This window comes from Roseobacter ponti (genome assembly GCF_012932215.1).
Taxonomy (GTDB): Bacteria; Pseudomonadota; Alphaproteobacteria; order Rhodobacterales; family Rhodobacteraceae; genus Roseobacter; species Roseobacter ponti.
Window position 1 is genome coordinate 2,313,321 of record NZ_CP048788.1, and the last position, 25,802, is coordinate 2,339,122.

Consider the following 25,802-nt stretch of genomic DNA (forward strand, 5'->3'; position numbering starts at 1 on the left):
AGCTCGCACAAAAACAAGTGAGTCTTATGCTCATTACCAATGCCACTCTTGCCACGCTGCGCGACGACAGCGGATTTGGCCTCATTCCGGAGGGTGCTGTCGCCGCGCGCGACGGCAGCATTATCTGGGCCGGGCCGGCAGCGGAGATGCCGGATGATCTGCAGAATACGGACGGATATGACGCGGGCGGGCGCCTGCTGACCCCTGCCCTCATTGACTGCCATACGCACGTCGTGTTTGGCGGCAACCGTGCCGAGGAGTTTGAACAAAGGCTGAACGGAGCCGGATACGCCGAGATTGCCCGCGCGGGGGGCGGCATCGTCTCCACCGTACGCGCCACCCGGGCGGCGGATGAAGATGCCCTGCTGCGCGACGCCCTGACCAGGGTGGATGCACTGATCGCCGAAGGTGTCACACTCATCGAGATCAAATCCGGCTATGGCCTCGATGCGGAGACCGAACTGAAAATGCTGCGCACCGCCCGGGCGATTGCCGGCGCGCGCGACATCGAGGTGCGCACAAGCTTTCTGGGCGCACACGCCCTGCCCGCCGAATATGCCGGCCGCCCAGATGCGTATATTGACGGGTTGTGTATCCCCACACTGCAGGCGGCTCATGCAGAAGGCCTTGTGGATGCCGTGGACGGTTTCTGCGAAGGCATCGCCTTTTCGCCGGCGCAGATCGCCCGGGTTTTCGATGTCGCCCGCGCGCTCGGTCTGCCGGTCAAACTGCACGCAGAGCAGCTGTCGCATCTGGGCGGTGCGACACTGGCAGCCGGATACGGTGCCCTCTCGGCCGATCACCTGGAATACGCGCAGGCCGCCGATGCGCAGGCGATGGCCGCGTCAGGCACTGTGGCGGTCATGCTGCCCGGGGCCTTTTACACGCTGCGGGAAACGCAGATGCCGCCGATACAGGCGTTCCGTGATCACGGGGTGCCGATGGCGGTGGCCACAGACTGCAATCCCGGCTCGTCACCGCTGACTTCGCCGCTGCTGGCGATGAACATGGCCTGCACGCTTTTCCGCATGACGCCGGTCGAGGCGCTGCTGGGCATGACGGCTCATGCCGCCCGGGCGCTCGGCGCGCCTGACCGCGGGCGCATCATTAAAGGAGCGCGGGCCGATCTGTGTCTCTGGGACCTGCGCCATCCCGCGGAACTGGCCTATCGCATCGGGTATAACCCGCTGCACAAACGCATTACCGGAGGCCGCCTGTGACCGTTACTCTTGTGCCCGGCGAAACCTCGCTCGCCACGCTGCGCGACATATGGGCCGGTGCAAAACCTGTAAAACTTGATGCATCATCCCATCCAGGCATCGAAACCGCCGCGCGGCTTGTGGCGAAGGCTGCTGCCGGAGAGGGCGCCGTCTACGGCGTGAACACAGGCTTTGGCAAACTGGCCAGCGTGAAGATCCCGCGCGAGGATACAGCGACCCTGCAGCGCAACCTGATCCTGTCGCATTGCTGCGGCGTGGGCACTGCTCTTGATGAGGCGACCACACGGCTGATGATGGTACTGAAACTGCTGTCGCTGGGGCGCGGGGCGTCAGGCGTCAGGATGCAGACCGTGCGACTGATCGAGGACATGCTGGCGCGGGGCGTTATCCCCGTTGTGCCGTCGCAGGGCTCGGTCGGTGCCTCGGGCGATCTGGCGCCACTGGCCCATATGGCTGCTGTAATGACAGGTCACGGCGACGCGATGCATGACGGGCAGCGCATGAGCGGGGCGACGGCGCTGAACGCGGCCGGGCTGACACCGCTGGTTCCGGGACCCAAAGAGGGTCTGGCGCTGATCAACGGCACCCAGTTCTCCACCGCCTGCGCGCTCACGGGTTACTGGGGCGCCTGGGACAATGCCGCAGCGGCCGTCGTGACCTGTGCGCTCTCTACGGATGCGATCATGGGGTCCACCGCGCCGCTGGAAGACGCGATCCACACGCTGCGCGGTCACGCGGGCCAGATTGCCGTGGCCCGGGCGCAGCGCGCGCTGATGCATGGCTCGGAAATCCGTGAAAGCCACCAGACCGGCGATACCCGTGTCCAGGATCCCTACTGCATCCGCTGTCAGCCCCAGGTGACCGGCGCGGCGATGGATCTGCTCTCCTTTGCCGGACGCACGCTGGAGATCGAAGCCAATGCCGTCACAGACAATCCGCTGGTGCTGACAGAGACAGGACAGATCGTCTCGGGCGGGAATTTCCATGCAGAACCCGTGGGGTTTGCCGCCGACCAGATTGCCATGGCGATCTCGGAGATCGGCGCGATTGCCCAGCGGCGTGTCGCGCTGATGGTGGATCCGACGCTCTCGTTCGATCTGCCGCCGTTCCTGACGCCGGATCCGGGGCTGAATTCCGGGCTGATGATTGCCGAAGTGACCACAGCGGCTCTGATGAGTGAGAACAAGCATCTGGCGAACCCCTGCACCACCGACAGCACACCCACCTCCGCCAATCAGGAGGATCACGTGAGCATGGCCGCCCATGCCGCGCGGCGCCTGCAGCCGATGAACGCCAACCTGAACGTGATCCTCGGCGTCGAAGCGATCTGTGCAGCCCAGGGCATCGGCTTTCGCGCGCCACTGCGCACCAGCCAGGCCCTTCAGGCGGTGATCGACACCCTCAGAACGCAGGTGGCCGAAGTGCGTGACGACCGTTATCTCGCCCCTGACCTTGAAGCTGCTGCCGCAATGATCGCGCACGGCACCCTGACCGGGGCCTGCGATCTGCCGGCATCTGTCCGGGGTGGCGCCGGATGATGCCCGGCGCAATGGCCCCTGCCCCTCTTAAGGAAGGAAATCCGGTATGAACAGTTCCAGACATAATCTGCGTGACATTTACCCGCCCACCGGTCCGGAGATCACCGCGAAAAGCTGGCTCACCGAGGCGCCGATGCGGATGCTGATGAACAACCTGCACCCGGATGTGGCAGAGAACCCGCATGAGCTGGTTGTTTATGGCGGCATCGGGCGCGCAGCGCGCACCTGGGAGGATTTCGACACGATCGTGGCCAGCCTGAGGGAACTCGAAGAGGATCAGACACTGCTGGTTCAGTCAGGCAAACCGGTGGGCGTTTTCCGCACCCACAAAGACGCGCCCCGCGTGCTGATTGCCAATTCCAATCTCGTGCCGCACTGGGCCACATGGGACCATTTCAACGAGCTCGATAAACGCGGGCTGGCGATGTATGGCCAGATGACCGCCGGATCCTGGATTTATATCGGCACCCAGGGGATCGTGCAGGGCACGTATGAGACCTTCATGGAAGCCGGACGCCAGCATTATAACGGCGACCTCAAAGGCCGCTGGATCCTGACCGGTGGACTCGGCGGCATGGGCGGCGCGCAGCCGCTGGCCGCCGTGATGGCGGGCGCCTGCTGTCTCGCGGTGGAATGCGACGAGACACGCGCCGATTTCCGGCTGCGCACCCGTTATGTCGATGAAAAAACGCATGACCCGGACGAAGCGCTGGCGATGATCGACGCCTGGACAAAAGCCGGTGAGGCGAAATCCGTGGCGCTGATCGGCAATGCGGCGGATGTTTTTCCTGATTTTGTCGCCCGCGGCATACGGCCCGACATCGTAACCGATCAGACCAGTGCGCATGATCCGGTACACGGCTACCTGCCAAAGGGCTGGAGCGTGGCCGACTGGCGCGCAAAACAGGAAACCGACCCCAAAGCCGTTGAGAAAGCCGCACGCGCCTCGATGAAAGAACAGGTCGCGGCGATGGTGGAATTCTGGAACGCCGGCGTGCCGACGCTGGATTACGGCAACAATATCCGCCAGGTGGCCCGGGAAGAAGGGCTTGAGAACGCCTTTGCCTTTCCGGGGTTTGTGCCGGCCTATATCCGCCCGCTTTTCTGTCGCGGGGTCGGGCCTTTTCGCTGGTGTGCGCTCTCGGGTGACCCGGAAGACATCTATAAAACAGACGCAAAGGTCAAAGAACTGATCGACGATCCGCATCTGCACAACTGGCTCGACATGGCGCGCGAGCGGATCTCGTTCCAGGGCTTGCCGGCGCGGATCTGCTGGGTGGGCCTGGGACTGCGCGATAAGCTTGGGCTTGCGTTCAACGAGATGGTGCGCACGGGCGAGCTTTCGGCCCCGGTGGTGATCGGGCGCGACCATCTCGACAGCGGCTCCGTGGCCTCGCCCAACCGTGAAACCGAAGCGATGAAAGACGGATCAGATGCGGTCAGCGACTGGCCGTTGCTGAACGCGATGCTGAACGTGGCCGGCGGGGCGACATGGGTCTCACTGCATCACGGCGGCGGTGTTGGCATGGGCTTTTCGCAGCATTCGGGCATGGTGATCTGCTGTGACGGGACCGACGACGCGGACCGGCGCATCGCCAATGTGCTCTGGAACGATCCGGCCACAGGGGTCATGCGGCACGCGGATGCGGGCTATGATGATGCACTGGACTGCGCGCGCGATAAGGGGCTCAACCTGCCGGGGATCCTGCGATGATCGCGCGCGACCTGCCGGTCAGGCGGTCGCGTCGTCCTCTTCGGCGTTTCGCTTAAGAATGCGCTGCAGCGTCCGGCGATGCATGTTCAGCAGCCGCGCGGCCTTGGAGACGTTCCGGTCGGCGGCATCAAACACGCTTTCGATGTGCGCAATGCGCGCCGCATCCGGACTGATCGGATCTTCGGGCGGCGCAGGCTGCGCGTTGCGCGGCGCCATCAGGGCCGCAACAATCTCGTCGGCCCCTTCAGGCTTAGCCAGATAATCTACCGCGCCGGCTTTGACGGCGGCGACCACGGTAGGTGTGTTGCCATAGCCCGTGAGAACAAGAGCCCGCGCCCGCGGCTGTTCGCGCCGCAGCTGGTCGATAATCTCGAGCCCGTTGCCGTCTTCAAGCCGCAGATCGACAACGGCGTAGTCGATCGCGTGGTCTGCAATGATCTGCTGCGCTTGTGCCACCGACGCGGCCCCGACGGTATCGAACCCGCGCCGCGTCATCGCCTGTTCCAGGCGGGTGCGAAACACCTCGTCGTCGTCGAGGATCAGAAATGTTCCTGTGTGTGTTGTACTGCGCATGTCAGTTTTTTTATCTCCTTGAAAGGGATACGGATGCGGCCGGAGTACAGATCAGAGAAGCGTCAATCTGTCGCGCGTATGCGGTCGATGATCGCGTCGAGATCGACACGCGCGCGCAGGCGGCCCGCGAGCAGGAACACTCCGCCGATCTTGCGCTGTACAAAAAGCGTATCAGCCGGCGGGATGACCCAGAAATCACGTCCGGCGGCGAACTCCATGCCCTTCTGCCGCAGGCGATCGGCAAGATCACTGCCCGCGAAATCGAAAACGCCGCCCGTCCGCAGCGGGCCCATCGCAATGCTGAACATCTCCGCAATGGCCTCCCGATGATGCGGTGCTGTATCCTCCTTGATGAAGCCGATGTCGGTCATCGCCCTGAGGGCGGCTTCTGTCTCACCGGACATGCCTGCCTCAAAAAGCGCGCGGTAGCGGCCGGCGAGCGTCTCCGGCAGCCGACGCGTCGCGCCGAAATCGAGCAGAACGACACGGTTTTCTTCAGCGTCATAGCTGTAATTGGCGAAATTCGGATCGGTCTGCATCAGGCCAAACTCAAAGAGCTCGCGCAGCATCAGATCGATAAGCCAGGCAGCAACCTGATCACGCGTTTCCTGATCCGCCTCTGCCAGCTGATCGACCGGTATCCCGGGGGCGAAACTCATGCCCAGAATATCGGGCGTGGTCAGATCTTCCTGCAACCGGGGAACATGCAGATGCGTCTGATCAGCCAGCAGGTCGCCGAATTCAGCCAGCATCTGCCCTTCGCGCGCATAGTCGGCCTCTTCGTGCAGCTGCCGGCGCGCCTCATCCAGCAGCGGACCAAGATCGAGAGCGCGGGGCAGCAGGCCCGACATGCGCATCAGCATCGCGACGTTCGACACATCGCTGTCGATGCTGCGCCGCACGCCCGGATATTGTACCTTGATCGCCACATCGCGCCCGTCCTTCGTCTGCGCACGATGCACCTGGCCGATGGAGGCCGCCGCGACAGGGCGCACATCAAAGCGGGCAAAGCGTTTCATGAACTGCGGACCCCAGTTGCGGATCAGAACCTCTTTGAGCTGGCGGGGCGGCATAAAATGCGCGTCATTGCGCAGATGGCCGAGAATTTCAGCAAGCTCCGGAGACAGCACCTCGCCGCTTTCCATCGACAAAAGCTGGCCCATCTTCATCGCGGCCCCCCGCATCCGGGCGAGTTCCTTTGTGATCCGCGTCACGTTGGACGGCGTCAGCAGCAAACGATCAATGCCGGGCCGCGCACCGCCCAGCCACTGGCGACCGCCATTGACCGCAACATTGCCCGCCACGCCAAGCGCCATTCCGCTTAACCGCGACAGCCGCGTGATCCGGCCATCGGGCACGCGGATACCTCTGGGTTTATGCCGGTCGTGCTCCATATACGCTCGCTTTCCCGTGTTGACGCAGAGCTAGCGCGCCGCGGCGCCCTGCCAACCGTACGCAGCAGCAGGTCCGGGGCGGTCGACAAAAGGATTGGCTTTCCGGGCGCGTGGCGCGACACTGCGTCAGGGCCGGCATCTGCGGGCACAGATCAGGGAGTTACAGATGCCTCAGGTCCTGAAGAATGCCTGGCGGGACGGTGCGACACTGCCACCGGCGCTGCGCGGGGATGTCATGCCTTCTACTGATGTGGAGGCGGTCGCAAAACTGCTGTCGCTTTGTCCTGCGCACAGCCCCACCCCGCTGACCGATGCGCCGCAGATCGCGGAACGTGCCGGGGTGGCGCGGGTCCTTGTCAAAGACGAAAGCAGTCGCATGGGTCTGGGCAGCTTCAAAGCGCTCGGTGCTGCCTGCGCCATCGCCATGGACGCGCAGGAAAGCGGACGACAGCCCTGGGAAACCGCCCTGAAAGATGTCTGCTATGTCACTGCGAGTGCAGGCAATCACGGATTGTCAGTCGCGGCAGGGGCTGCACTTTTCGGTGCCCGCGCCGTTGTTTATCTCGCCGATACCGTGCCGGAGGCCTTCGCCGCGCGGCTGCGGGCCAGGGGGGCGCAGGTGGTGCGCGCCGGAGCCGTTTATGAGGAAAGCATGCAGGCAGCCGAAAACGCCGCAGGGGAGAACGGCTGGATCCTCCTGTCGGACAGTTCATGGCCCGGTTACACACGCCTGCCCGGCCATGTCATGCAGGGCTATCTGCAGATGGCTGCCGAGGCGGTGGCGGCGATGGATGCAGCCCCCACGCATATCGTCTTACAGGCCGGCGTCGGCGGGATGGCAGCAGCCGTGGCCGCCTATGCCCGCCTGGTGTGGCAGGATGCGCCCACTATCATCGTGGTTGAACCCGATGCCGCCCCTGCCCTGATCGAAAGTATCCGGTCGGGCACGCTTGCCGACACCACCGGCCCGGTCTCCGCCATGGGGCGGCTGGACTGCAAAACGCCTTCGATGATCGCATTGCACGGCCTCGCCCGGGACGCCGATTATTTCGTCACGATCAGTGAGGAAGAAGCAGCCTCCGGTGTCGAGGTCCTCGCGGCATGCGGTCTGATGACCACCCCCTCGGGGGGGGCGGGGCTTGCGGCCCTGCTTGCGGGCCTGCCAGGCTGCGGCACCACGTCAACCGTGTTGACGATCCTGAGCGAAGGGCCCGAAGATGTCTGAGGCCCGCCATGCCTTCGCCGTGCCCGAACACCAGCGGCGCTGTGCCGCCCTTCAGACATCGATGCAAAGCGCCGGTATGGACGCGCTGCTGCTCACCAGCCCCGCGGATATTTTCTATGTGACCGGCTTTCTGACCCGGTTCTGGGAAAGCCCGGCGCGGCCCTGGTTTGTGCTGGTCCCGGCCAGCGGCGCGCCCGTGGCGGTCATCCCCTCAATCGGCGAAAAGCTGATGGGCACGACATGGATCAGCGATATCCGCACCTGGGATGCCCCCGACCCGCGCGATGACGGCATCAGCCTGCTGGCCGATACGCTCTGTGCGATGGTCCCGCAAAAAGGCCGGCTGGGCATCCCGATGGGGCCGGAAACACACCTGCGTATGCCGCTGGCGGATTTTCTGCACCTGTCTGACCTGCTTGCCCCGCGTGACATCTCGGACGCAACAAGAGTTATTCAGCAGGTGCGCGAGATCAAATCCGAGGTCGAGGTCGACCGGATCCGCGCCAGTTGCCGTATTGCCGGCACAGCGTTTGAGAGGGTGCCGGATATTGCCGGTTACGGCATTCCGCTTGATCATGTCTTCCGCGATTTTCAGGTGGCTCTGCTGGCGGCCGGGGCGGACTGGGTCAGCTATCTTGCAGGGGGGGCGGGCCCCGGCGGATATGACGATGTGATCTCGCCCGCCGGCGCTGATCCGCTGCGCGCGGGCGATTTGCTGATGCTGGATACAGGCGCTGTGCGCCAGGGGTATTTCTGCGATTTCGACCGCAATTTTGCCGTGCGACATGCGGATGATGGGACCCGCCGAACCTATGACGCGCTCTGGGCCGCCACGCAGACCGTGCTGAGCGATCTGCGCCCGGGCATGCGCGCCTCGGATGTACACAGCATGCTGACCGGCAGCCTTCGGGCCTCCGGGGTCACACCAGGTGGTGGCAGGCTTGGTCACGGTCTGGGCATCACACTGACCGAATGGCCCTCGTTCACGCCGCTCGATCACAGCGAGTTGCGTGCGGGCATGGTGCTGACCATCGAACCCGGCGCCCTGACATCCGGCGGGCGGATGATGGTGCATGAGGAAAATATTGTTCTGCGGGACACCGGGCCGGAACTGCTGACAGCGCGTGCACCTGCCACGCTTCCGGTGCTGGACTAACCATGCAAACCCATCCCTTTTCCCTGACAGATCCGATCGGCACGGCGGCCACGCTTGGTCTCATTGCGCTCCAGACCGATGAAACCATCGAGCAGGATTTTCGCCGGATTTTTGCAGGCCCCGACATTGCGATCTACACCACGCGGGTGGCGAGTGATGCTGATGTCACCCCGGACACTCTGCGCCGGATGGAGACCAGCCTGCCCGCCGCCGCCGGTCTCCTGCCACGGGCAGCCCGCTTTGATGTGGTGGGTTATGGCTGCACTTCGGGCACCACGATGATCGGCGCGGACCGGGTCGCGGAGATGGTGCGGCGGGGTGTGACAACGCCGCAGGTCACCGACCCGCTGACAGCCGCAATCGCCGCCTTGCGCGAACTGGGGGTGCGCCGCGTCGCCATTGTCTCACCCTATATCGCGCCGGTGGCCGCACCTGTGAGCGATGCCTTTGAGCGCGCCGGTTTTGAAATAACGGGCGCTGTGAGCTTTGGCGAGGAAGCCGAAGAACGTGTGGCGCGTATTGATCCCGCCTCCATCAGGGCCGCCGCCCTCTCAGTCGCGCAGAGCGCGCGCCCGGATGCGGTGTTTCTCTCCTGTACCAATCTGCGCACGCTCGACATTATCGGTCCGGCCGAAGAGGCTCTGGGTATCCCGGTGCTGAGCAGTAATCAGGCACTGGCCTGGCATATGCACAGGCTTGCCGGCGGGCGGGCTGAGGTGACCGGCCCCGGGCGGCTCTTTGCTCAGACGAGCCCGGTGAGCGCGCGCTGAAACCCGGCGTCAGCCCAGGTATCAAAAATCTGATCCGGCCCGAGGTTCGGCAGCGGATGATTGAGATACCCGCCCGAAAACAGACGAAAAGGCACGGCTGCGTTCTGCGCAGTGCGGTAATCCACGGCGCTGTCGCCCACATAAAGCGTGCGCGACGGATCCCCGTCCAGAGCGCGGATTGTCTGCAGCAACGGTTCCGGATCGGGTTTACGCGCCAGATCTGACCGCGCGCCGCAGATCTCGCCAAAGAACCTGCTCAGCCCGAGGGCCTCACAGATTTCCCGGGCAGGCGTCTGTGGTTTATTGGTACAGATCCCCATGACCACGCCCGCGGCCTGAAGCTCTTCGAGACATTCCGTCACACCGGCATAGGGAGCCGTCAGCGTGGTGGTATTCTGCTCGTAGAACGCCATGAACGCGGCAAGCGTCCCGTCCTGAAGCTCGGCTGTCCAGGGTCCGGTCGCCTTGAGCGCGCGCTCCACCAGCATGCCCACGCCATTGCCGATAAAACTGATCACCTGTGCCAGGGAAACGTCTTCACGCCCCGCCGCGCGCAGCGCCACATTCGCCGCGGCGTGCAGATCCGGCGCGCTGTGAATGAGCGTGCCGTCAAGATCAAACACAATGACCTGCCGGGACATCGTCGTCACCGCTCAGGTCATGCCGAGGGCTTCTTTATACATCTCCAGAACCGCTTCTTCTTCGGCGATGTCATCCGCGTCACGTTTGCGCAGCGCGATCACCTTGCGCAGAACCTTTGTGTCATACCCACGCGCTTTTGCCTCGGCCATCACCTCTTTCTGCTGCTCGGCAATGTCCTTTTTCTCCGCATCCAGACGCTCGATGCGCTCAACGAACTGGCGCAGTTCGCCCGATGTGGTGCGGTAGCTGGCGTCGCCCTGTGCATCAGGTGCGGGCGTGTCGGTTGCGGTATCGCTCATGGGTGTCTCCTGAATATGTCTGGTTGATCCGGCCCCTGCCTAGCGCCACGCCCCGGGCGCTGCAAGCGGCTTCGTCGTGGTGAATGGCTGATGCACAGCCCGCCCTGCCCCACACCCCGGGACTTGCCAATCCCCGCAGCCTCGGCTAGCTCCGGCGCATGGATGAAACCAGCGGACTGACCGTTTTTGACCTGCTGATCCGTGCGGGTGCCCTGATCTCCCTGCTCGGCCTCGCGGGTCTGGTGTGGTGCATCATTTTCGTGGCCCGTGGCAGGCGCGCAAAACTGCCTGATGACGAAATGCGCGCCCTGCTGCGTCGTGCGATCCCGCTGAATCTGGGCGCGCTCTTTTTGTCGGTGATCGGCCTGATGCTGGTCATCACCGGGATCTTTCTCAGCTGACGCAGAACTTGCGACCGGAGCCCTGAGTTATTATTATCAGGGTAAAGGAGTAATGCCATGTCCCCGGATGTTAAGGCTTTCTTTGATACGGCCACAAATACCGTCAGCTACGTCGTTCGCGACCCGCAGGGCACCGCCTGTGCGGTTGTCGATTCCGTGCTGGATTTCGACCACGCCTCCGGGCGTACCGATACCGCCTCAGCTGATGCGATCGTCAGGTGGGTGACGGAAAACGACCTGCAGGTGCAGTGGATTCTTGAAACCCATGTGCATGCGGATCATCTCTCCGCCGCCCCATACCTCCAGGAACGGCTGGGCGGCAAAATCGGGATCGGCGCACAGATCACCACCGTTCAGGACACTTTCGGCAAGGTCTTTAACGAGGGCACCGAATTTCAGCGTGACGGCAGCCAGTTCGACGCGCTTTTCGAGGAAGGTGCCTCGTTTCACATCGGTCAGATGCGCGTGGATGTGCTGCACACTCCCGGCCACACGCCTGCCTGCATGACCTATGTCATCGGCGATGCGGCGTTTGTTGGCGATACGCTCTTCATGCCTGATTTCGGCACAGCCCGCTGCGATTTTCCGGGCGGATCCGCGCATAATCTTTATGCGTCGATCCAGAAAATCCTGTCCCTGCCGGATGACACGCGGATATTCGTCGGCCACGACTACAAAGCGCCAGGCCGCGATGAATTCGCCTGGGAGACTACAGTCGGCGCTCAGAAAGCCGCGAACGTGCATATCGGTGCGGGCCGTGACGAAGACAGCTTTGTTGAAATGCGCGAGGCCCGTGATGCAACGCTCGGCATGCCAAAACTGATCCTGCCCTCGCTGCAGGTCAATATGCGTGCCGGCCAGATGCCGGAACCGGATGCGCAGGGCGATGTAATGCTCAAGCTGCCGGTAAATAAACTCTGAGGATACTGCGATGACGGACTGGGCAACAGGTCTCGCCGGCGGGCTGCTGATCGGACTGGCCGCCGCTTTATTTTTGCTGGGCAATGGCAGGATCATGGGAGCGAGCGGGCTGATCGGCGGGCTCGTGGACGGATCGGCCGGGTCGCGGCGCCCTGAGGGGGTCTGCTTTATCGCCGGACTGATCGGCGTGCCGGCGCTGCTGCAGATGCTGAGTGCCGCACCGGTTTCGACCGGGCTGACCGGGAACCTCGGGCTGGTTGTCCTCGCCGGTCTTCTGGTGGGTGCCGGCACGCGGATCGGAAACGGCTGCACATCGGGCCACGGTGTCTGCGGCATCTCGCGTCTCAGCCTGCGCGGCATTGTGGCGACGCTTTGCTATATCGGTGCGGGCGTTGTGACTGTTGCGCTCTTGCGCCTCGTCACCGGGGGGCTCTGATGCGCATTCTCATCGCACTGATCTCCGGGGGGCTCTTCGGCGCCGGCCTGTGGCTTTCCGGTATGACCGACACCGGTAAGGTACAGGGCTTTCTGGATGTGACCGGCGCCTGGGACCCGACCCTGATGTTTGTGATGGGCGGGGCGATCATACCGATGGCGCTGGCCTGGCGGCTGACGCGCGGGCGCAGCCCGGCGGCGGGCGGCAGTTTTCCGCAGCCCCCGGCCCCGGAGACTGACCGCGCGCTGATAACCGGCAGTGTGATGTTCGGCATCGGCTGGGGTCTCGTCGGGCTGTGCCCGGGCCCCGCGATTGCCTCGCTGAGTTACGGTGGCGCCGGCGGGCTCATCTTTCTGACCGCCATGCTGGCCGGCATGTGGGTGGCGCCCGCATTGCGCAGACGACTGGACAGCCGAGCGGGCCTCGCTTAATCCTGCGCTATGGATATGCGCCAGATCACCCCCCGCTTCTTCGCCGCTCCGCAGATCACCGCGGAGGATATTCCCGCGATCAAAGCAGCGGGTGTTGCGATGATCCTGTGCAACCGGCCCGATGAAGAGGTGCCTCCGGGATACCGATGTGATGATATCCGGGACGCAGCCGAGGCTGAGGGGCTTGGCTTTGCGGTCCAGCCCCTGACCCATCAGACCATGACCCCGGATGTGATTGCGCGCAACACGGCGCTGATGAACGGCGCGGAAGGTCCGGTGCTGGCATACTGCGCTTCGGGCACACGTTCAACGATTGCCTGGGCGCTCGGGTCAGCAGGCACGATGGCAGTGGACGATATCATCGCAGCAGCCCGCGCCGGCGGGTACGATCTGACGAATATGCGCCAGACCCTTGAGATGATCGCCGCGCAGTCCGGAAACTGAACCGGACACGGCTGGAAGTGCCGGTTCGACCGGCGCCATGCGCGGTCCTGGGCACTCCCGGGGCGCTCAGCCCGCCTTGAGATCCGGCAGGTCAGGCAGATCAGGCAAATCCGAAAGGTCCGGAAGCTCGCCCGGCTCCGGCAGATCCGGAAGGTCGGGCAGATCAGGCAGCGCTTCCCCCTCCTCTGTCCCCGCAGGGGCCGGCAGATCGGGCAGATCGGGGAGAGCACCGGCAGCCTCTCCTGCGCCGGGCATTCCGGGCAGATCCGGCAGGTCGGGAAGGTCCGGCAGATCCACCTCACCCAGATCAGGTGCCGCCATTGCGGGCAGTCCGCCCGGATCCTGACGCCTGCTTGGCTGAACATCCGGCAGATCGAGTTTTTCCCGGTCAGAGGCGCGGCGCTGCGGCCTGTCAGTCTCGTCGCGGGCGGGATGCAGTTGCAGGGCGCGGTAGCCGTCCACCTGACCCATCGCACCCGAGGCCACCACATCGCCGGCGAGAGTGCAGACCTGCACCTCATCAAAGGCCTCGGACGGTACGCTGATCACATCGCCGACCGCCAGGGAGCTGATCACCGAGAGCGGCACTTTGCGCCGGCACAGCACAGCCGTCAGATCGGCGCTCAGGCGCATCACCGCTTTTTCCAGCGTCGCCGGAGGCTGCGGAGCAGACACGGTCCCGTCTGTGTCATCCAGCGGCTCTGTCGCCCTGTCCGGCAGCGGCAGACAGATCGTAATCACCGACTGGGCCACACCGCCGGCGATATCAACGGTCAGGCGCAACACTTCGAACTCGGGCGCCCCGAGGGCCAGATCAAAGAGCCGCGCACTGCCGGCATGCGCACCGAAGCGGTAAGGCAGCAGCAGTGCCCGGTCTGCGGGGATTTCAAGGATCGCATGCGCACGCTGAAAGAGCGCCTCCAGCATCGGCGCACAAAGGGCAGCGTCCGTCGGCGTCGGCGGTTTGTCAAAGGCGACTGGCGCCGTAACGCGTCCGGTGGTCTGCTGCTGCACCAGCGCGCGCACAAGTTCCGGACCGATACAGGCGCCTGCGGTGCGGCCGGGCGGGCCGTCAAGCAGAACAAGCAGCGCATTTTCTGGCACAGCGCCGGGGATCTCATCGCCTGAAATCCGCTCACGCGTGAACCCGATGACCACCAGCGGCATATCAAAGAGATCATTGGCGAGCTTTGCGAGGCTCACGCGCATGGCTTTGGCCACGGTCATAGCCCGCGCCTGATGTTCCTGTTTTCCTGCCTGCGCTTTGCGCTGCAAAACTGACATCTTCAGCCCTTGTGCAATCCTGCCTGCGCGCCGCCGCCGCGCTGGCATGTCCTGCTCAGGATTAGGACAGAATGGTTACCATAGCCTTTAACCCGGCGCGTATCCGGTAATTTCCGGCAGCACTTACTGCGCGGCCATGGCCAGCGACTGCGGCAGCACGACCCGGAAAGCCGTCCCGCCGGTGCCGTCACGATAAGTGATGCTCCCGCCGAGGCGCGTCAGGATCTCGCGGCAGATCGCAAGACCGAGCCCAGCACCGTTGCTGTCCTGCGCCCCGATCCGGCTGAATTTTTCAAACATCATATCGCGCGCGCCCGCAGGAATCCCCGCCCCGTTGTCGATAAAGTCGATGACCACTGCGTCCCCTCTCTGCCCCGCCACGATGCGCAGTTCGGGGTTGCCGGCGGCACAGTATTTGGCGGCATTGGTGATCAGATTGATAAACACCTGGCTCAGCCGGTCGAGATCCGTGTCCAGCGTGATCGCCTCGTCAAGACGCCGCCGTTTGACCGACAACTCACGCGATGCGCCCGCCCGGGCGGTTGCAACCGCCTGATCCAGCACATCGCCGAGCGTACCGGTCTGACGGTTGAGCGTGACCTGGCCGTTTTCCAGCACTGACAGATCCAGCAGATCATCCAGCAGCCTTGTCAGCCGGATCGCCTCTGTATGGATGATGCTCGCGTATTTTGTTTTTTCCATCGGCCCGAGCCCTTCGGTATCGCGCAGGATCTCTGAAAAGGCCCGGATGGAGGTCATCGGTGTGCGCAGCTCGTGGCTGATCTGGCTGAGAAAGGCATCTTTCTGCGCACTGATCTGCATGAGTTTGTTGTTAGCTGTGCGCAGCTGTGCGGCGGTTTTGCTGAGCTCGTTTGACTGGGCCTCAAGCTGACTGGAATACTCCAGCATTTGCGCGGATTCGTCCGCAACCGCCATCAGATCCTGCACCGATACCGAAGCACCGCCCACGATCTGACCGATCATCGCATGCGCGGTCGCCGCCCCGACCGAGCCCGACAGGACCCGCTCGAGGCGCTGCAGAAAGGCGGGTGTGGGCTCCGGCAGATGCCCGGGCAGCCCCTGGCTGTGGGCCTCATCTGCAAAAAGCTGTAACGCCTCGTCGGCCCCGAGGATCCGCTGCGCCATGATCATCAGATCCTCGCTTTCGGCCACGGTGGCGTTCCAGCTGCGCGTCTGGGCGGAATGATCGAAGACATTCACGAACTGCGCGCCCTGCAAACGCTCAAGCGGCAGCGGGAAGCTGACGAGCGATACAAGTGCAAAGACCAGCGCATTGAGCGTCATACTCCAGAACACCGCATGCACCGTCGGATCCATGCCGGTGATGCCAAAGAGCGCCTGTGGCCGCAGCCAGTGCAGACCGAAAAGCCCTGTGGAGAAAACAGCATCCGACAGCACCACATCCGGACCAAAGCTCGGCAGCAGCATGGTGTACATCCAGATCACGAAACCGGTGGCGAGCCCGGTCACAGCCCCCAGTCGCGTGGCCCCGCGCCAGAACAGCCCCCCGATCATGGCCGGCAGAAACTGTGCCACACCGGCAAAGGAGATCAGACCGATCGCCGCCAGAGCACCGGAGCCGCCGGAGGCTTTGAAATACACATAGCCCAGACCGATGATGCCCAGAATAGAGAGCCGGCGCGACAGGATCACCACGTTGCGCACGTCGCCCGACTGTGTCGCCCCGCCTTTGCGCAGCTGCAGGAAGACCGGCATCACCACATGGTTGGAGACCATTGTCGACAGTGCCAGCGTGGCCACGATGACCATTGAGGTCGCTGACGAGAACCCCCCGAGGAAGCTGAGCATCGCCAGCCCTTCACGCCCCTGGCTCAGCGGCAGGCTGAGCACGAAGAAATCCGGGTTGGACCCTTCCGGCAACACTTCAAGACCGATCACCGCGATGGGCACCACAAAAAGGCTCATCAGCATCAGATAGAGCGGAAAGGCCCAGCTTGCGATCTGCAGATGACGCTCGTCATCGTTTTCGACGACCAGCACCTGAAACATCCGCGGCAGGCACAAAAACGCAGTGGCTGACAGAAAGGTCAGCGTGGCCCAGCGGCTGCCATCCGTCTGCCAGGTGCCGAGGGCTGAGGCGTCAATACGCGCCAGAGTCTCCGAAAGCCCCCCCGCAATGCCCCAGACCACAAATATCCCGACCGCCAGCAGCGCCACCAGCTTAACCACCGCCTCTGCGGCAACTGCGATGACCACGCCGTGGTGGCGCTCGTTCGCGTTGAGATTACGGGTGCCGAAGACCACGGTAAAAAGGGCCAGCCCGGCGGCGATCCAGAGCCCGCCCGGATTGTCGGTGTCCGGCGTGACAGAGGCGTCACCCGCGGCAGAAAAAATAGAGAGCGACAGGGTCACGGACTGCAGCTGCAATCCGATATAGGGTGTCACGCCAATCACAGCCATCACCGTGACCACAATTGCCAGCACGTTGGATTTGCCGTACCGCGATGAGATCAGATCGGCGATCGAGGTCACCTTGTGGCTGCGCCCGATGCGCACCAGACGGCGCAGCACGAACCACCAGCCGATGATCACGATACTCGGCCCCAGATAGATCGTCACATATTCGAGCCCCGACCGCGCGGCATTGCCCACCGCCCCGTAAAACGTCCAGGCCGTGCAGTAGATCGACAGCGACAAAGTATACACAAGCGGCGAGCGCAGCAGCCACCCCGCGCGGCCCCTCACCCCCATGCGCTCGGCGATGAAAGCCACACCGAAGAGAAAGGTGACATAGGCAAAGCAGACGGCAATAAGCAGGTTCAGTGAGGTCACCGGCCGGGCTCCTCTGCGCCCTCCGCGCCCTCTCCGCCAGGGTCAGGCATGCGCCGCATCCGCCCGGAGAGCACGAAGGCTGCGAGGATTACCGCAAACCAGACGCCGAAAATGTAAAAGAGCGCCCGGGACATCGGCACAGCCGCGGCCTGCGGGTCGCTGCCGTCAGCCCAGATCAGCGGGATCATCCACAACCCCGCCGCCAGCACCGCGAGCAGACGCACGGCATCAATCAGCCTGCGCTGGCGGTAGCTGCGTCGTTCCAGAAAAAGAGGTGGCCGGCCGCCTGCCATGGGCTCAGGTGCTCTGCCGGTGCACGTAGAGCAGATCGCGCACGGCTGTCAGCACTTCAGCGTTTGAAAACGGCTTGGTCATGAACCGGCTGACACCGGCCTTTTCGGCCATCTCACGGTCGCGGCTCTGTCCGCGCGCGGTCAGCATCAGCACCGGCAGGTCCGCCGTCTGCGCATCACCGCGCAGCTCTTCGAGAATGTCAAAGCCGCTCCTGCCCGGCAGCATTACATCGAGGATCACGATATCCGGCTTTCTGGCCCGGATCACATCGGCTGCGTCCGATCCGTCGGAATGGGTGTCGACGGTCCAGCCTTCCCGGCTCAGCAGAAACCGGATGGCTTCGATGATGTTCACCTCATCCTCGACCAACAGCACGTGGTTGCTCATCTGACCCTCCTCCCAAAGGGCATTCCGGGTCTGCATCAGATGCAGGCCTCCGTCCGGAACCCATACTCAGGTTATCGCGCTTTTCTGCAGCCAAGTCAAAAGCCTGCCGGCCCCTCTTTGCCTGCCTCGGCACGGTTCTGCAATGATACCTGACACAAGACCGGCGCGCCGGGCTGACATGGCTCAAGCGGCCTCAGACCCCCTCGCGCAGGATTGACGGCTCGCGGCGGCCCGGGCAGCGCTCCGCCGGACAGACACGGCAGGTGGATCCGACCTGCAACGCGTCCTCAGGCGCCGGTGCTGCAACCGGCATCAGCAGCATCGTCGCCTGCATCAGCGGTGGCATGTTATAGGCCGGCGCGCCTACGGTTTCGGCCACAGCAAAGCAGTCAAAGGCCGTCCGCCCCCGGCCCAGCTGCACAACAGGGATTCGCAGCACCTGTCCGGGCTGGTTCAGTGCAGAAAAAAGCGGCCAGAGCGCACAGGCGGGCGCAAACCGCGGGATCACGAACTGCCCGGCAGGTTTGCGGAACACGATGCTGCCGGCGCGGTCACAGATCACCAGACCGCACTCGGGCTCGGCGAGGCTCGCCATGCGGCGCAGAACAAGCGCCACCGGCGCGCCGGTGTGCCGTGCCAGCGCAACCGGGTCGGGCCCGTGTTCCGCCAGAGCCGCCTGCAGGTCCTTCAGGGAAACGCGGGCGGCGTCTGCGGCAATCCGGTCTAACACCGTGCCGGCAAGCTGCCGGGCCGCGCGCTGGCGCAGTTCCGGGGCGGCGGCGATGATGTCACCGGGTGTTTTCTCACCGGTCTCGATGGCATCAAAACGCCAGGCGTTCGCATCCAGAAAGGCATCAAGCTCATCCTGCGGGCTGGAAGATGTGTCTTCACCGCTCTGCCCCGCCTCGAAATATTCAACCAGCGCCCTGGAGCTGTCCGCAAGGCGCAGACTGTCCTGGTCAAGGTTGGCGTGAAAGCGGTCACGCCAGTCGGCTTCGAGATCCTTTTCATCGGCGAGGATTGAGGCAGTAGAACGGATCGCCGCCGCCGTTGACAACAGTTCGTGCACCGAGGCTGCAAGCTGCGGATCATGCGTCAGCCGGTCGTTCAGCACCTCGACGGTGCGCTCCAGCGTCGCGATGCGCCGGTGCCCTGCCGCCAGCACCTCAGCCCAGCCCGGAAAGCGCCCGGCAAGCTCATCGGCCCGCCCGGTTTCCTCGGCCGAAAGGCTGGCGTCCGTGGCCGCTTCGCGCAGCGTCGCAATGAGCGTGGCCTCAGCACCTTCGGTCAGAACCGACGGTTCAACGCCGAGGGCCCGGGCGATATTCACCAGCAGTTTGCCTCCGATTCTGCGCCGGTTATGCTCGATCAGGTTGAGGTAAGAGGCCGATATCCCCAGACTGCGGGCCAGTTCCGCCTGCCGCAGCCCCGCCACGGAACGCCGTTCGCGGATACGGCTGCCGGTCAGTCCTTCGCGTGGCATGATCTGTGCTCCTGAATGTCCGGCAATTTCAACGGGTTTCTGCGCTGCAATATCATAAACTTTACAAACTCCACCCCTGATCTGTCGAATTATTTACAAAATAATTGTTCAGTTCAAGGGACTTGTTGCGCAATTTTCACTCCGCAGGCGATAAGCTAACTGCACCTTTGTGCCTCATGTTGCCGGTGGGAGGAGACCCTGGCGGCAGCCTGATTAAAACAACTGGGAGGATTTTCATGTCCAAATCGAACTTTACACGTCGTGGTCTGATCAAGACCGGCGCCGTCGCCGGCGCCGCCGGCCTGTCGCTGCCGACGTATCTGCGCGCGGACGGCCACAGCGGCTTCACCAACGCACCGACCGGCGACACGGTCACACTGGGTTTCAACGTGCCGCAGTCCGGCCCCTATGCCGATGAGGGTGCTGACGAGCTGCGCGCCTTTGAGCTTGCTGTCGAGCACCTGAACGGTGGCGGCGACGGCGGCATGATGCAGACGTTTTCGTCCAAAGCGCTGCAGGGTAACGGTATCCTCGGCAAGAAAGTCGAATATGTCAGCGGCGATACTCAGACCAAATCAGACGCCGCACGCGCTTCTGCCCGGTCGATGATCGAAAAAGACGGCGCCATCATGATTACCGGCGGTTCGTCCTCGGGTGTGGCCGTTGCGGTCCAGGCGCTTTGCCAGGAAGCCGGCGTTATCTTCATGGCGGGTCTGACGCACTCCAACGACACCACCGGCAAAGACAAAAAAGCCAACGGTTTCCGCCACTTCTTTAACTCCTACATGTCCGGTGCGGCCCTCGCGCCTGTTCTGGCCGCGCAATACGGCAAGGACCGCAAGGCCTATCACCTGACTGCGGACTACAACTGGGGCTACACCACCCAAGAGGCCGTGCAGTCCTCGACCGAAGCCATGGGCTGGGAAACTGTCAACGCGGTTCTGACACCGCTGACACAGACTGACTTCTCCTCCTATATCGCGCCTGTGCTGCAGTCCGGTGCGGACGTGCTCGTTCTGAACCACTACGGCGGGAACATGGTGAACTCGCTGACCAACGCGGTTCAGTTCGGCCTGCGTGACAAAGAAGTGAACGGCAAGAAGTTCGAGATTGTCGTGCCGCTCTACTCCGAGCTTATGGCCCGCGGTGCCGGTGCCAACATCAAGGGCATCTTCGGCTCGCAGAACTGGGACTGGAAACTCGAAAACCAGCTGGGCGCGCGGTATGTGGGCACCAATGCCTTCGTGCAGTCCTTCGGTGAGAAGTACGGCTTCCCGCCCAGCCAGGCTGCGCACACATGCTATGTGCAGACCCTGCTCTATGCGGATGCAGTGGAACGCGCAGGCTCGTTCAACCCATGTGCCGTCGTCGAGGCCCTCGAAGGTTTCGAGTTTGACGGTATGGGCAACGGTCCGACGCTTTACCGCGCGGATGACCACCAGTGCTTCAAAGACGTTGTCGTTGTGAAGGGTAAAGAGAACCCCGAAAACGAATACGACCTCGTTGAGATCGTTGAAGTCACGCCGACCGAACAGGTCACATATGAGCCCGATCACCCGCAGATGGCGGGCGGTCAGCTGGGCGAATGTAACCCGGGCGCATAAGCCTTTTCGCCGGGCGGAGTCTCTCCGCCCGGCGTTTTCCGTTCTACGGCAAAATTCGCATCCTGAAGGTGGGACCATGGACGCAATCATTCTGCAAATTCTGAACGGCCTGGACAAAGGATCGGCCTATGCGCTGATCGCGCTGGGTCTGACACTGATTTTCGGCACTCTCGGGGTCGTCAATTTCGCCCACGGGGCGCTTTTCATGATCGGCGCCTTCTGTGCCGTGACCCTGAGCCGGATCCTGACGCTCAGCCATACGGTGATCGATGAGACGCAAAAAGACTTTCTGGGCAATCCGCTCAAAGTCGACGTGCCCTATATCTACGACATTTTCGGCCAGCAGACGGGCGATGCGATCATTGACTGGGCGGTGCCCATCTCGATCCTCTTTGCGATCCCTGTCATGGTGGGCATCGGCTTTGCGATGGAACGTGGCCTGATCAAACACTTCTACAAACGTCCCCACGCAGATCAGATCCTCGTGACCTTCGGGCTTGCCATCGTGCTGCAGGAGATCATCAAGTATTTCTATGGTGCCAACCCGATCCCCACCCCGGCACCTGATGCGTTTCGCGGCTCGTTCGACTTCGGCGCGATGCTGGGTTTTGATCCCAACACGATCATCTACCCCTACTGGCGCCTTGTTTACTTTGCCTTCTCGGCTGTGATCATCGGTGCCGTCTTTGCCTTTCTTCAGTTCACCACCTTTGGCATGGTCGTCCGCGCAGGCATGGCAGACCGGGAAACCGTGGGCCTGCTGGGCATCAACATCGACAAACGGTTTACCATCATGTTCGGCATCGCGGCGGCGGTCGCGGGGCTGGCCGGGGTTATGTACGCTCCGATCAACTCGCCCAATTATCACATGGGCATGGATTTCCTCGTTCTCAGCTTTGTTGTGGTCGTCGTCGGCGGCATGGGGTCGCTCTCCGGCGCTGTGCTCGCAGGCTTCCTGCTGGGTATTCTCGAAAGCTTCGCCTCTATGGCGGTCGTGCTCGAGATCCTGCCCGGAATCAACCAGATCATCATCTATCTGGTCGCCATCATCATCTTGCTGACCCGTCCGCGTGGCCTCATGGGCCGCAAAGGCGTGATGGAGGAATAAGACATGTTCGGACTGACGAAAAAAGACGCAACCCTTCTGGTCATCGTGGCGATCCTCGCCATCTTTGCCCCCTTCATCCTGAACCCCTTCCCCGAGGGGTCGGCCATGGCGCAGTTCAACGCGGGCTATCCTGACCTGATGCAGCGTCTGGTGATCTTCGGCATCTTTGCCATCGGGTTCAACATTCTCTTCGGGCTCACGGGCTATCTCAGCTTCGGCCACGCCGCTTTCCTTGGTGTGGGCTCTTATGCCGCGATCTGGATGATGAAACTGCTCACGATGAACGTGATCCCGGCGATTATCATTTCGGTGGCCGTGGCGGGACTTTTCTCGCTGCTGGTGGGCTGGATCTCGCTGCGGCGCTCCGGGATCTATTTCTCCATCCTGACGCTGGCTTTTGCGCAGATGTCCTATTCGCTGGCCTATTCAGTGCTGACACCGATCACCGGTGGCGAGACGGGTCTGCAGCCCAAAGTGGACGACCCGCGTGTCCTTGATGCGCTTCTGGGCGGGGACTCGCGCCGGGCCAATCTCTTCGGGCTCGAGATGGGCTCAACCTATGAACTGGCAGTCGGCGGATGGATCTTCACGTTCAACGCGGGCTACTACATCGCAGCCATCGTGATGCTGGCAGCCTTTTATCTGTCGATCCGCATCTTCCGCTCGCCCTTCGGCATGATGCTGCGGGCGGTGAAATCCAATCAGCAGCGGCTGAACTACACCGGTCTGAATTCCAAACCCTATACGCTCGCGGCCTTTGTCATTTCCGGCATGTATGCCGGACTTGCGGGCGGGCTGCTGGTGGCGATGGACACCCAGGTGGGGGCAGAACGGATGTTCTGGACAGCTTCGGGTGAGGTTGTTCTGATGACCATCCTCGGCGGTGCCGGCACGCTTATCGGCCCTGTGCTGGGCGCGGGTTTCATCAAATACATGGAAAACATCGTCTCCAAGATCAACAAGACGGTGCTGGAGCAGTGGTTTGCCTTCATGCCGGACGGGATGGAAGATTTCTTTATCACCATCATCTACCCCTTTGTCGGCAAAGGCTGGCACCTCACGCTGGGCCTGATGTTCATGATGGTCGTGATCTTCCTGCCCGGTGGCCTTGTCGAGGGGGGTCAGAAGATCGGACGGATCTTCCGCCGCAAGGACCGCAACAGTTCGGACGCCGAGCTTGACGCGGCCAAGCAACGCAACACGCCGCCGGCGGAATAAGGAGACGACGTTATGGGAATTCTCGAAGTTAAAAACGTCGGCAAACGGTTCGGTGGGTTGCAGGCGCTGGGGGATGTAAATCTCTCCATCGCGGAGAACTCGGTGCATGCGATTATCGGCCCGAACGGGGCCGGTAAATCCACGTTGCTCAACTGTCTGGTGGGCAAGCTTATCCCCGACACCGGGTCGGTCATGTTTGACGGCCAGTCGGTGCTGGGGCGCAAGCCTTATGAGATCAACCAGATGGGCATCAGCCGGGTATTTCAGACCCCTGAGATCTTCGGTGATCTGTCGGTTCTGGAAAACATGATGATCCCCTGCTTTGCCAAACGCGACGGCGCCTTCGGGATGAACGCCATCGGGTCGGTTATGTCTCAGACAGATATCATCGAACGGGCAGAACACATGCTCGAAGAGATGAAAATGGCTGACAAGCGCCATATGACCGCAAGTTCGATGTCACGCGGAGATAAACGCCGCCTTGAGATCGGCATGTGTCTGAGCCAGGAACCCCGCCTGCTGCTGCTCGATGAGCCGACGGCCGGTATGGCGCGCGCCGATACCAACAACACCATCGACCTGCTGAAACAGATCAGCGACGAGCGCGACATCACCATTGCGATCATCGAGCATGACATGCACGTCGTGTTCAGCCTGGCGCAGCGGATCACCGTTCTGGCACAGGGCACGCCCCTGGTCGAGGACACGCCCGACAACATCAAAGGTCACCCCAAGGTGCGCGAAGCCTATCTGGGCGAAACCCAGACCGCCGCCTGAGACCGACCGTTTCCCGGCCCGGAGCCCCCGCGCGCCCCGGGTCAGATTGCGAAAGCAAAAAGGATCACAACAGATGAACGTCAAACCCGACTTCTCCAAAAATGCCAACCAGGCGGCGACGGCGCCTGCCTTTCTGTCGGTCTGGGACATGCACGCCTATTACGGCGAAAGCTATATCGTGCAGGGCATCAGCTTTAACGTGCACGAGGGCGAAATCCTGGCCCTTCTGGGCCGTAACGGTGCGGGTAAGACCTCCACCCTGCGGGCCATTGCGCGGCTCAGCAACCCCGAGATCCGTCATGGTGAAATCTGGCTGGACCACCAGCCGCTGCACAAGATGAGCAGCCATGAAGCAAGCCAGGCCGGTCTCGGCCTCGTGCCGGAAGACCGCCGCATCATCGCAGGCCTGACAGTTGAGGAAAATCTCCAGCTGGCACAGATCGCGCCCCCTGTCGGCTGGTCGATCGACCGGGTCTATGACCTCTTTCCGCGCCTGCGTGAGCGCCGCTCCCAGGAGGGTGTGACGCTCTCAGGCGGTGAACAGCAGATGCTGGCCATTGCCCGCGCGCTGTGCCGGGACATCAAAGTGCTGCTGCTTGATGAGCCTTATGAAGGTCTGGCGCCCGTGATCGTCGATGAGATCGAAAAGACACTCCGGATCATCAAGGAACAGGGCATTACGACCATCCTTGTGGAACAGAACGCCGTGCGTGCCCTGCAACTGGCGGACCGTGCGGTGATCCTAGACACCGGCGGGATCGTCTTTGACGGAACCGCGGCGGAAGTGCTGGAAAACAAAGAACTGCGCGAAGAATACCTCGCGATCTGACACCGTCCGGGGCGGCGGGCGTCTAAGGCCCGCTCTCCAGCCGCTGACCGATCGCCGACAGGGCGCTCTCAAGGGCCTTATGTGCGCCGCCGTCGCGCAATCCGCGGGTCATCATCAGGCTCAGCGTATCATCAGTCGCAAGTGCGTCCCGTTCCCGAAAAAGCTGGTCCTCATCGCCTGGCGGCAGGGCCGAAAGAAACCCGGCCAGAAGCTGACACGTATAGCGCACAGCACTTTCCCGGTCACCGGTCTGTGAGGCCAGCCAGCCCGCGCCGGTGTTCATCAGATCAAGGATGCCGGGCACCATGGCGCAGATTGCGAAATGCATGCCGAAAGCGGCCTCATCGGACACCCCGATCACCGGGTTCTCCGGTGCAAAAAGCCGGCTGAGCAAAGCGGGATCGGGACAGGCCGGTAAGGGGCAGCCGCCCTGCTCAAGATATCCCAGCGGAATGGTCAGCGTGAAACCGGTTGCGGGGGCGCAGTGCTGCGCCAGGGCTGCAAGCGACACACCTGCCATGACCGAGATGATCTGCTGATCCGCGCGAAAGGTGAGCCCTTGCAGCACGTCGGGCGCTACTCCGGGGCGCAGGCATAAAAACACGATATCGCTGCGGTCCAGAACCTGCTGGCCGGCGGCGACGGCAACGCCGTGTGATGCGCTCAGTTCCTGTGCTGTCTGAGCATTGCGGTCGGAGACGCAGACGCTGTGGCCCCGCTCCGCCAGAAAGCGCACCATGGGGGCCGCAATATGCCCGGTGCCGATAAATCCGATGTCAGACATGAATGCGTTGCTCCGTTTTCTGTGGGTCCCGGCGGATGATCCGGCCCGGCGCCGGG

Annotated in this window: 26 protein-coding genes; 16 read left to right on the forward strand and 10 right to left on the reverse strand. The window is 62.8% G+C overall.

Going from position 1 to position 25,802, the window contains the following annotated elements:
* Window positions 1-26: 26 nt before the first annotated feature.
* The 3 genes from hutI to hutU are packed head-to-tail and all read left to right on the forward strand — an operon-like array spanning window position 27 to window position 4,472.
* A complete protein-coding gene (gene hutI, locus G3256_RS11025) occupies window positions 27-1,220 on the forward strand; it encodes an imidazolonepropionase (protein ID WP_169640863.1) in 1,194 nt (397 codons plus the stop codon).
* On the forward strand, window positions 1,217-2,758 hold the full coding sequence (gene hutH, locus G3256_RS11030; RefSeq protein WP_169640864.1) for a histidine ammonia-lyase: 1,542 nt from the start codon (window positions 1,217-1,219) through the stop codon (window positions 2,756-2,758). Before hutI ends, hutH begins: the two co-directional genes overlap by 4 nt.
* A gap of 46 nt (window positions 2,759-2,804) precedes the next feature.
* Window positions 2,805-4,472 (forward strand): urocanate hydratase, encoded by a 1,668-nt coding sequence (gene hutU, locus G3256_RS11035; RefSeq protein ID WP_169640865.1) that lies wholly within the window; start codon window positions 2,805-2,807, stop codon window positions 4,470-4,472.
* Window positions 4,473-4,490: 18 nt separating this feature from the next.
* On the opposite strand, the gene G3256_RS11040 is transcribed toward hutU, so the two are convergent.
* Together G3256_RS11040 and G3256_RS11045 are read right to left on the reverse strand one after the other, a co-directional pair.
* Window positions 4,491-5,045 carry a response regulator transcription factor gene (locus tag G3256_RS11040; protein ID WP_169640866.1) on the reverse strand — a complete coding sequence of 185 codons (555 nt, stop codon included), beginning with the start codon at window positions 5,043-5,045 and terminating at the stop codon, window positions 4,491-4,493.
* A 62-nt stretch (window positions 5,046-5,107) separates the two neighbouring features.
* On the reverse strand, window positions 5,108-6,439 hold the full coding sequence (locus G3256_RS11045) for an ABC1 kinase family protein (protein ID WP_169640867.1): 1,332 nt from the start codon (window positions 6,437-6,439) through the stop codon (window positions 5,108-5,110).
* A gap of 166 nt (window positions 6,440-6,605) precedes the next feature.
* On the opposite strand from G3256_RS11045, the gene G3256_RS11050 reads away from it, so the two are divergent.
* The 3 genes from G3256_RS11050 to G3256_RS11060 are packed head-to-tail and all read left to right on the forward strand — an operon-like array spanning window position 6,606 to window position 9,590.
* Window positions 6,606-7,664: a pyridoxal-phosphate dependent enzyme gene (locus tag G3256_RS11050; RefSeq protein ID WP_169640868.1), complete on the forward strand. Its 1,059-nt coding sequence runs from the start codon at window positions 6,606-6,608 to the stop codon at window positions 7,662-7,664.
* Entirely contained in the window at window positions 7,657-8,820 is a 1,164-nt protein-coding gene (locus G3256_RS11055) for a M24 family metallopeptidase (RefSeq protein ID WP_169640869.1), read from the forward strand. Before G3256_RS11050 ends, G3256_RS11055 begins: the two co-directional genes overlap by 8 nt.
* Window positions 8,821-8,822: 2 nt before the next feature.
* Entirely contained in the window at window positions 8,823-9,590 is a 768-nt protein-coding gene (locus G3256_RS11060; protein WP_169640870.1) for a maleate cis-trans isomerase family protein, read from the forward strand.
* Here G3256_RS11060 and gph read toward each other — a convergent pair.
* Both gph and G3256_RS11070 read right to left on the reverse strand, forming a co-directional pair.
* Complete coding sequence (gene gph / locus G3256_RS11065; protein WP_169640871.1) at window positions 9,563-10,231, reverse strand: phosphoglycolate phosphatase; 669 nt, start codon at window positions 10,229-10,231, stop codon at window positions 9,563-9,565. The two genes, G3256_RS11060 and gph, sit on opposite strands and share 28 nt — an antisense overlap.
* Window positions 10,232-10,243: 12 nt before the next feature.
* Window positions 10,244-10,531, reverse strand: coding sequence for a DUF2312 domain-containing protein (locus G3256_RS11070; RefSeq protein WP_169640872.1), 288 nt, complete (start codon window positions 10,529-10,531; stop codon window positions 10,244-10,246).
* A gap of 158 nt (window positions 10,532-10,689) precedes the next feature.
* Here G3256_RS11070 and G3256_RS11075 point away from each other — a divergent pair, with 158 nt between their 5' ends.
* The 5 genes from G3256_RS11075 to G3256_RS11095 are packed head-to-tail and all read left to right on the forward strand — an operon-like array spanning window position 10,690 to window position 13,164.
* Window positions 10,690-10,932, forward strand: coding sequence for a hypothetical protein (locus G3256_RS11075; RefSeq protein ID WP_169640873.1), 243 nt, complete (start codon window positions 10,690-10,692; stop codon window positions 10,930-10,932).
* A 57-nt stretch (window positions 10,933-10,989) separates the two neighbouring features.
* A complete protein-coding gene (locus tag G3256_RS11080; RefSeq protein ID WP_169640874.1) occupies window positions 10,990-11,853 on the forward strand; it encodes an MBL fold metallo-hydrolase in 864 nt (287 codons plus the stop codon).
* Window positions 11,854-11,863: 10 nt separating this feature from the next.
* Window positions 11,864-12,289 carry a YeeE/YedE family protein gene (locus tag G3256_RS11085; protein ID WP_169640875.1) on the forward strand — a complete coding sequence of 142 codons (426 nt, stop codon included), beginning with the start codon at window positions 11,864-11,866 and terminating at the stop codon, window positions 12,287-12,289.
* Entirely contained in the window at window positions 12,289-12,720 is a 432-nt protein-coding gene (locus G3256_RS11090) for a DUF6691 family protein (protein WP_169640876.1), read from the forward strand. The genes G3256_RS11085 and G3256_RS11090 overlap by 1 nt, the downstream gene beginning before the upstream one ends.
* Window positions 12,721-12,729: 9 nt before the next feature.
* Window positions 12,730-13,164, forward strand: coding sequence for a protein tyrosine phosphatase family protein (locus tag G3256_RS11095; protein ID WP_169640877.1), 435 nt, complete (start codon window positions 12,730-12,732; stop codon window positions 13,162-13,164).
* Between the two features lie 66 nt (window positions 13,165-13,230).
* On the opposite strand, the gene G3256_RS11100 is transcribed toward G3256_RS11095, so the two are convergent.
* The 5 genes from G3256_RS11100 to G3256_RS11120 all read right to left on the reverse strand — a co-directional run bounded on the left by G3256_RS11100 (window position 13,231) and on the right by G3256_RS11120 (window position 19,426).
* Window positions 13,231-14,391, reverse strand: coding sequence for a FliM/FliN family flagellar motor switch protein (locus tag G3256_RS11100; protein WP_246227551.1), 1,161 nt, complete (start codon window positions 14,389-14,391; stop codon window positions 13,231-13,233).
* Between the two features lie 180 nt (window positions 14,392-14,571).
* Window positions 14,572-17,262 carry an ATP-binding protein gene (locus tag G3256_RS11105; protein ID WP_169640879.1) on the reverse strand — a complete coding sequence of 897 codons (2,691 nt, stop codon included), beginning with the start codon at window positions 17,260-17,262 and terminating at the stop codon, window positions 14,572-14,574.
* The gene (locus G3256_RS11110) at window positions 17,259-17,555 is read right to left on the reverse strand and encodes a hypothetical protein (RefSeq protein ID WP_169640880.1); all 297 of its coding nucleotides are present in this window, start codon (window positions 17,553-17,555) and stop codon (window positions 17,259-17,261) included. Before G3256_RS11110 ends, G3256_RS11105 begins: the two co-directional genes overlap by 4 nt.
* Before the next feature lie 4 nt (window positions 17,556-17,559).
* Window positions 17,560-17,943: a response regulator transcription factor gene (locus tag G3256_RS11115; RefSeq protein WP_169640881.1), complete on the reverse strand. Its 384-nt coding sequence runs from the start codon at window positions 17,941-17,943 to the stop codon at window positions 17,560-17,562.
* Between the two features lie 193 nt (window positions 17,944-18,136).
* Entirely contained in the window at window positions 18,137-19,426 is a 1,290-nt protein-coding gene (locus G3256_RS11120; protein WP_169640882.1) for a helix-turn-helix domain-containing protein, read from the reverse strand.
* A gap of 236 nt (window positions 19,427-19,662) precedes the next feature.
* Here G3256_RS11120 and G3256_RS11125 point away from each other — a divergent pair, with 236 nt between their 5' ends.
* The 5 genes from G3256_RS11125 to G3256_RS11145 all read left to right on the forward strand — a co-directional run bounded on the left by G3256_RS11125 (window position 19,663) and on the right by G3256_RS11145 (window position 24,962).
* Complete coding sequence (locus tag G3256_RS11125; protein ID WP_169640883.1) at window positions 19,663-21,030, forward strand: substrate-binding protein; 1,368 nt, start codon at window positions 19,663-19,665, stop codon at window positions 21,028-21,030.
* Between the two features lie 76 nt (window positions 21,031-21,106).
* Window positions 21,107-22,138 carry a branched-chain amino acid ABC transporter permease gene (locus G3256_RS11130; protein ID WP_169640884.1) on the forward strand — a complete coding sequence of 344 codons (1,032 nt, stop codon included), beginning with the start codon at window positions 21,107-21,109 and terminating at the stop codon, window positions 22,136-22,138.
* A gap of 3 nt (window positions 22,139-22,141) precedes the next feature.
* Window positions 22,142-23,356, forward strand: a complete 1,215-nt coding sequence (locus G3256_RS11135; RefSeq protein ID WP_169640885.1) for a branched-chain amino acid ABC transporter permease — start codon at window positions 22,142-22,144, stop codon at window positions 23,354-23,356.
* 12 nt (window positions 23,357-23,368) lie between these two features.
* Window positions 23,369-24,133, forward strand: coding sequence for an ABC transporter ATP-binding protein (locus G3256_RS11140; protein WP_169640886.1), 765 nt, complete (start codon window positions 23,369-23,371; stop codon window positions 24,131-24,133).
* A 73-nt stretch (window positions 24,134-24,206) separates the two neighbouring features.
* Entirely contained in the window at window positions 24,207-24,962 is a 756-nt protein-coding gene (locus G3256_RS11145) for an ABC transporter ATP-binding protein (protein ID WP_169640887.1), read from the forward strand.
* Between the two features lie 22 nt (window positions 24,963-24,984).
* Here G3256_RS11145 and G3256_RS11150 read toward each other — a convergent pair whose 3' ends face one another.
* Window positions 24,985-25,746 carry an NAD(P)-binding domain-containing protein gene (locus tag G3256_RS11150; RefSeq protein WP_169640888.1) on the reverse strand — a complete coding sequence of 254 codons (762 nt, stop codon included), beginning with the start codon at window positions 25,744-25,746 and terminating at the stop codon, window positions 24,985-24,987.
* Window positions 25,747-25,802 lie beyond the last annotated feature (56 nt).

Excerpts from the sequence above, each read along its gene's own strand:
- hutU (WP_169640865.1), top strand. The coding sequence starts at position 2,805 with ATGAACAGTTCCAGACATAATCTGCGTGACATTTACCCGCCCACCGGT.
- G3256_RS11110 (WP_169640880.1), bottom strand. The coding sequence starts at position 17,555 with ATGGCAGGCGGCCGGCCACCTCTTTTTCTGGAACGACGCAGCTACCGC.
- G3256_RS11145 (WP_169640887.1), top strand. The coding sequence starts at position 24,207 with ATGAACGTCAAACCCGACTTCTCCAAAAATGCCAACCAGGCGGCGACG.
- G3256_RS11090 (WP_169640876.1), top strand. The coding sequence starts at position 12,289 with ATGCGCATTCTCATCGCACTGATCTCCGGGGGGCTCTTCGGCGCCGGC.
- G3256_RS11040 (WP_169640866.1), bottom strand. The coding sequence starts at position 5,045 with ATGCGCAGTACAACACACACAGGAACATTTCTGATCCTCGACGACGAC.
- G3256_RS11095 (WP_169640877.1), top strand. The coding sequence starts at position 12,730 with ATGGATATGCGCCAGATCACCCCCCGCTTCTTCGCCGCTCCGCAGATC.
- G3256_RS11070 (WP_169640872.1), bottom strand. The coding sequence starts at position 10,531 with ATGAGCGATACCGCAACCGACACGCCCGCACCTGATGCACAGGGCGAC.
- G3256_RS11100 (WP_246227551.1), bottom strand. The coding sequence starts at position 14,391 with ATGACCGTGGCCAAAGCCATGCGCGTGAGCCTCGCAAAGCTCGCCAAT.
- G3256_RS11115 (WP_169640881.1), bottom strand. The coding sequence starts at position 17,943 with ATGAGCAACCACGTGCTGTTGGTCGAGGATGAGGTGAACATCATCGAA.
- gph (WP_169640871.1), bottom strand. The coding sequence starts at position 10,231 with ATGTCCCGGCAGGTCATTGTGTTTGATCTTGACGGCACGCTCATTCAC.
- G3256_RS11055 (WP_169640869.1), top strand. The coding sequence starts at position 7,657 with ATGTCTGAGGCCCGCCATGCCTTCGCCGTGCCCGAACACCAGCGGCGC.
- G3256_RS11085 (WP_169640875.1), top strand. The coding sequence starts at position 11,864 with ATGACGGACTGGGCAACAGGTCTCGCCGGCGGGCTGCTGATCGGACTG.
- G3256_RS11050 (WP_169640868.1), top strand. The coding sequence starts at position 6,606 with ATGCCTCAGGTCCTGAAGAATGCCTGGCGGGACGGTGCGACACTGCCA.
- hutI (WP_169640863.1), top strand. The coding sequence starts at position 27 with ATGCTCATTACCAATGCCACTCTTGCCACGCTGCGCGACGACAGCGGA.
- G3256_RS11135 (WP_169640885.1), top strand. The coding sequence starts at position 22,142 with ATGTTCGGACTGACGAAAAAAGACGCAACCCTTCTGGTCATCGTGGCG.
- G3256_RS11060 (WP_169640870.1), top strand. The coding sequence starts at position 8,823 with ATGCAAACCCATCCCTTTTCCCTGACAGATCCGATCGGCACGGCGGCC.
- G3256_RS11125 (WP_169640883.1), top strand. The coding sequence starts at position 19,663 with ATGTCCAAATCGAACTTTACACGTCGTGGTCTGATCAAGACCGGCGCC.
- G3256_RS11120 (WP_169640882.1), bottom strand. The coding sequence starts at position 19,426 with ATGCCACGCGAAGGACTGACCGGCAGCCGTATCCGCGAACGGCGTTCC.
- G3256_RS11150 (WP_169640888.1), bottom strand. The coding sequence starts at position 25,746 with ATGTCTGACATCGGATTTATCGGCACCGGGCATATTGCGGCCCCCATG.
- G3256_RS11130 (WP_169640884.1), top strand. The coding sequence starts at position 21,107 with ATGGACGCAATCATTCTGCAAATTCTGAACGGCCTGGACAAAGGATCG.
- G3256_RS11140 (WP_169640886.1), top strand. The coding sequence starts at position 23,369 with ATGGGAATTCTCGAAGTTAAAAACGTCGGCAAACGGTTCGGTGGGTTG.
- G3256_RS11045 (WP_169640867.1), bottom strand. The coding sequence starts at position 6,439 with ATGGAGCACGACCGGCATAAACCCAGAGGTATCCGCGTGCCCGATGGC.
- G3256_RS11075 (WP_169640873.1), top strand. The coding sequence starts at position 10,690 with ATGGATGAAACCAGCGGACTGACCGTTTTTGACCTGCTGATCCGTGCG.
- G3256_RS11080 (WP_169640874.1), top strand. The coding sequence starts at position 10,990 with ATGTCCCCGGATGTTAAGGCTTTCTTTGATACGGCCACAAATACCGTC.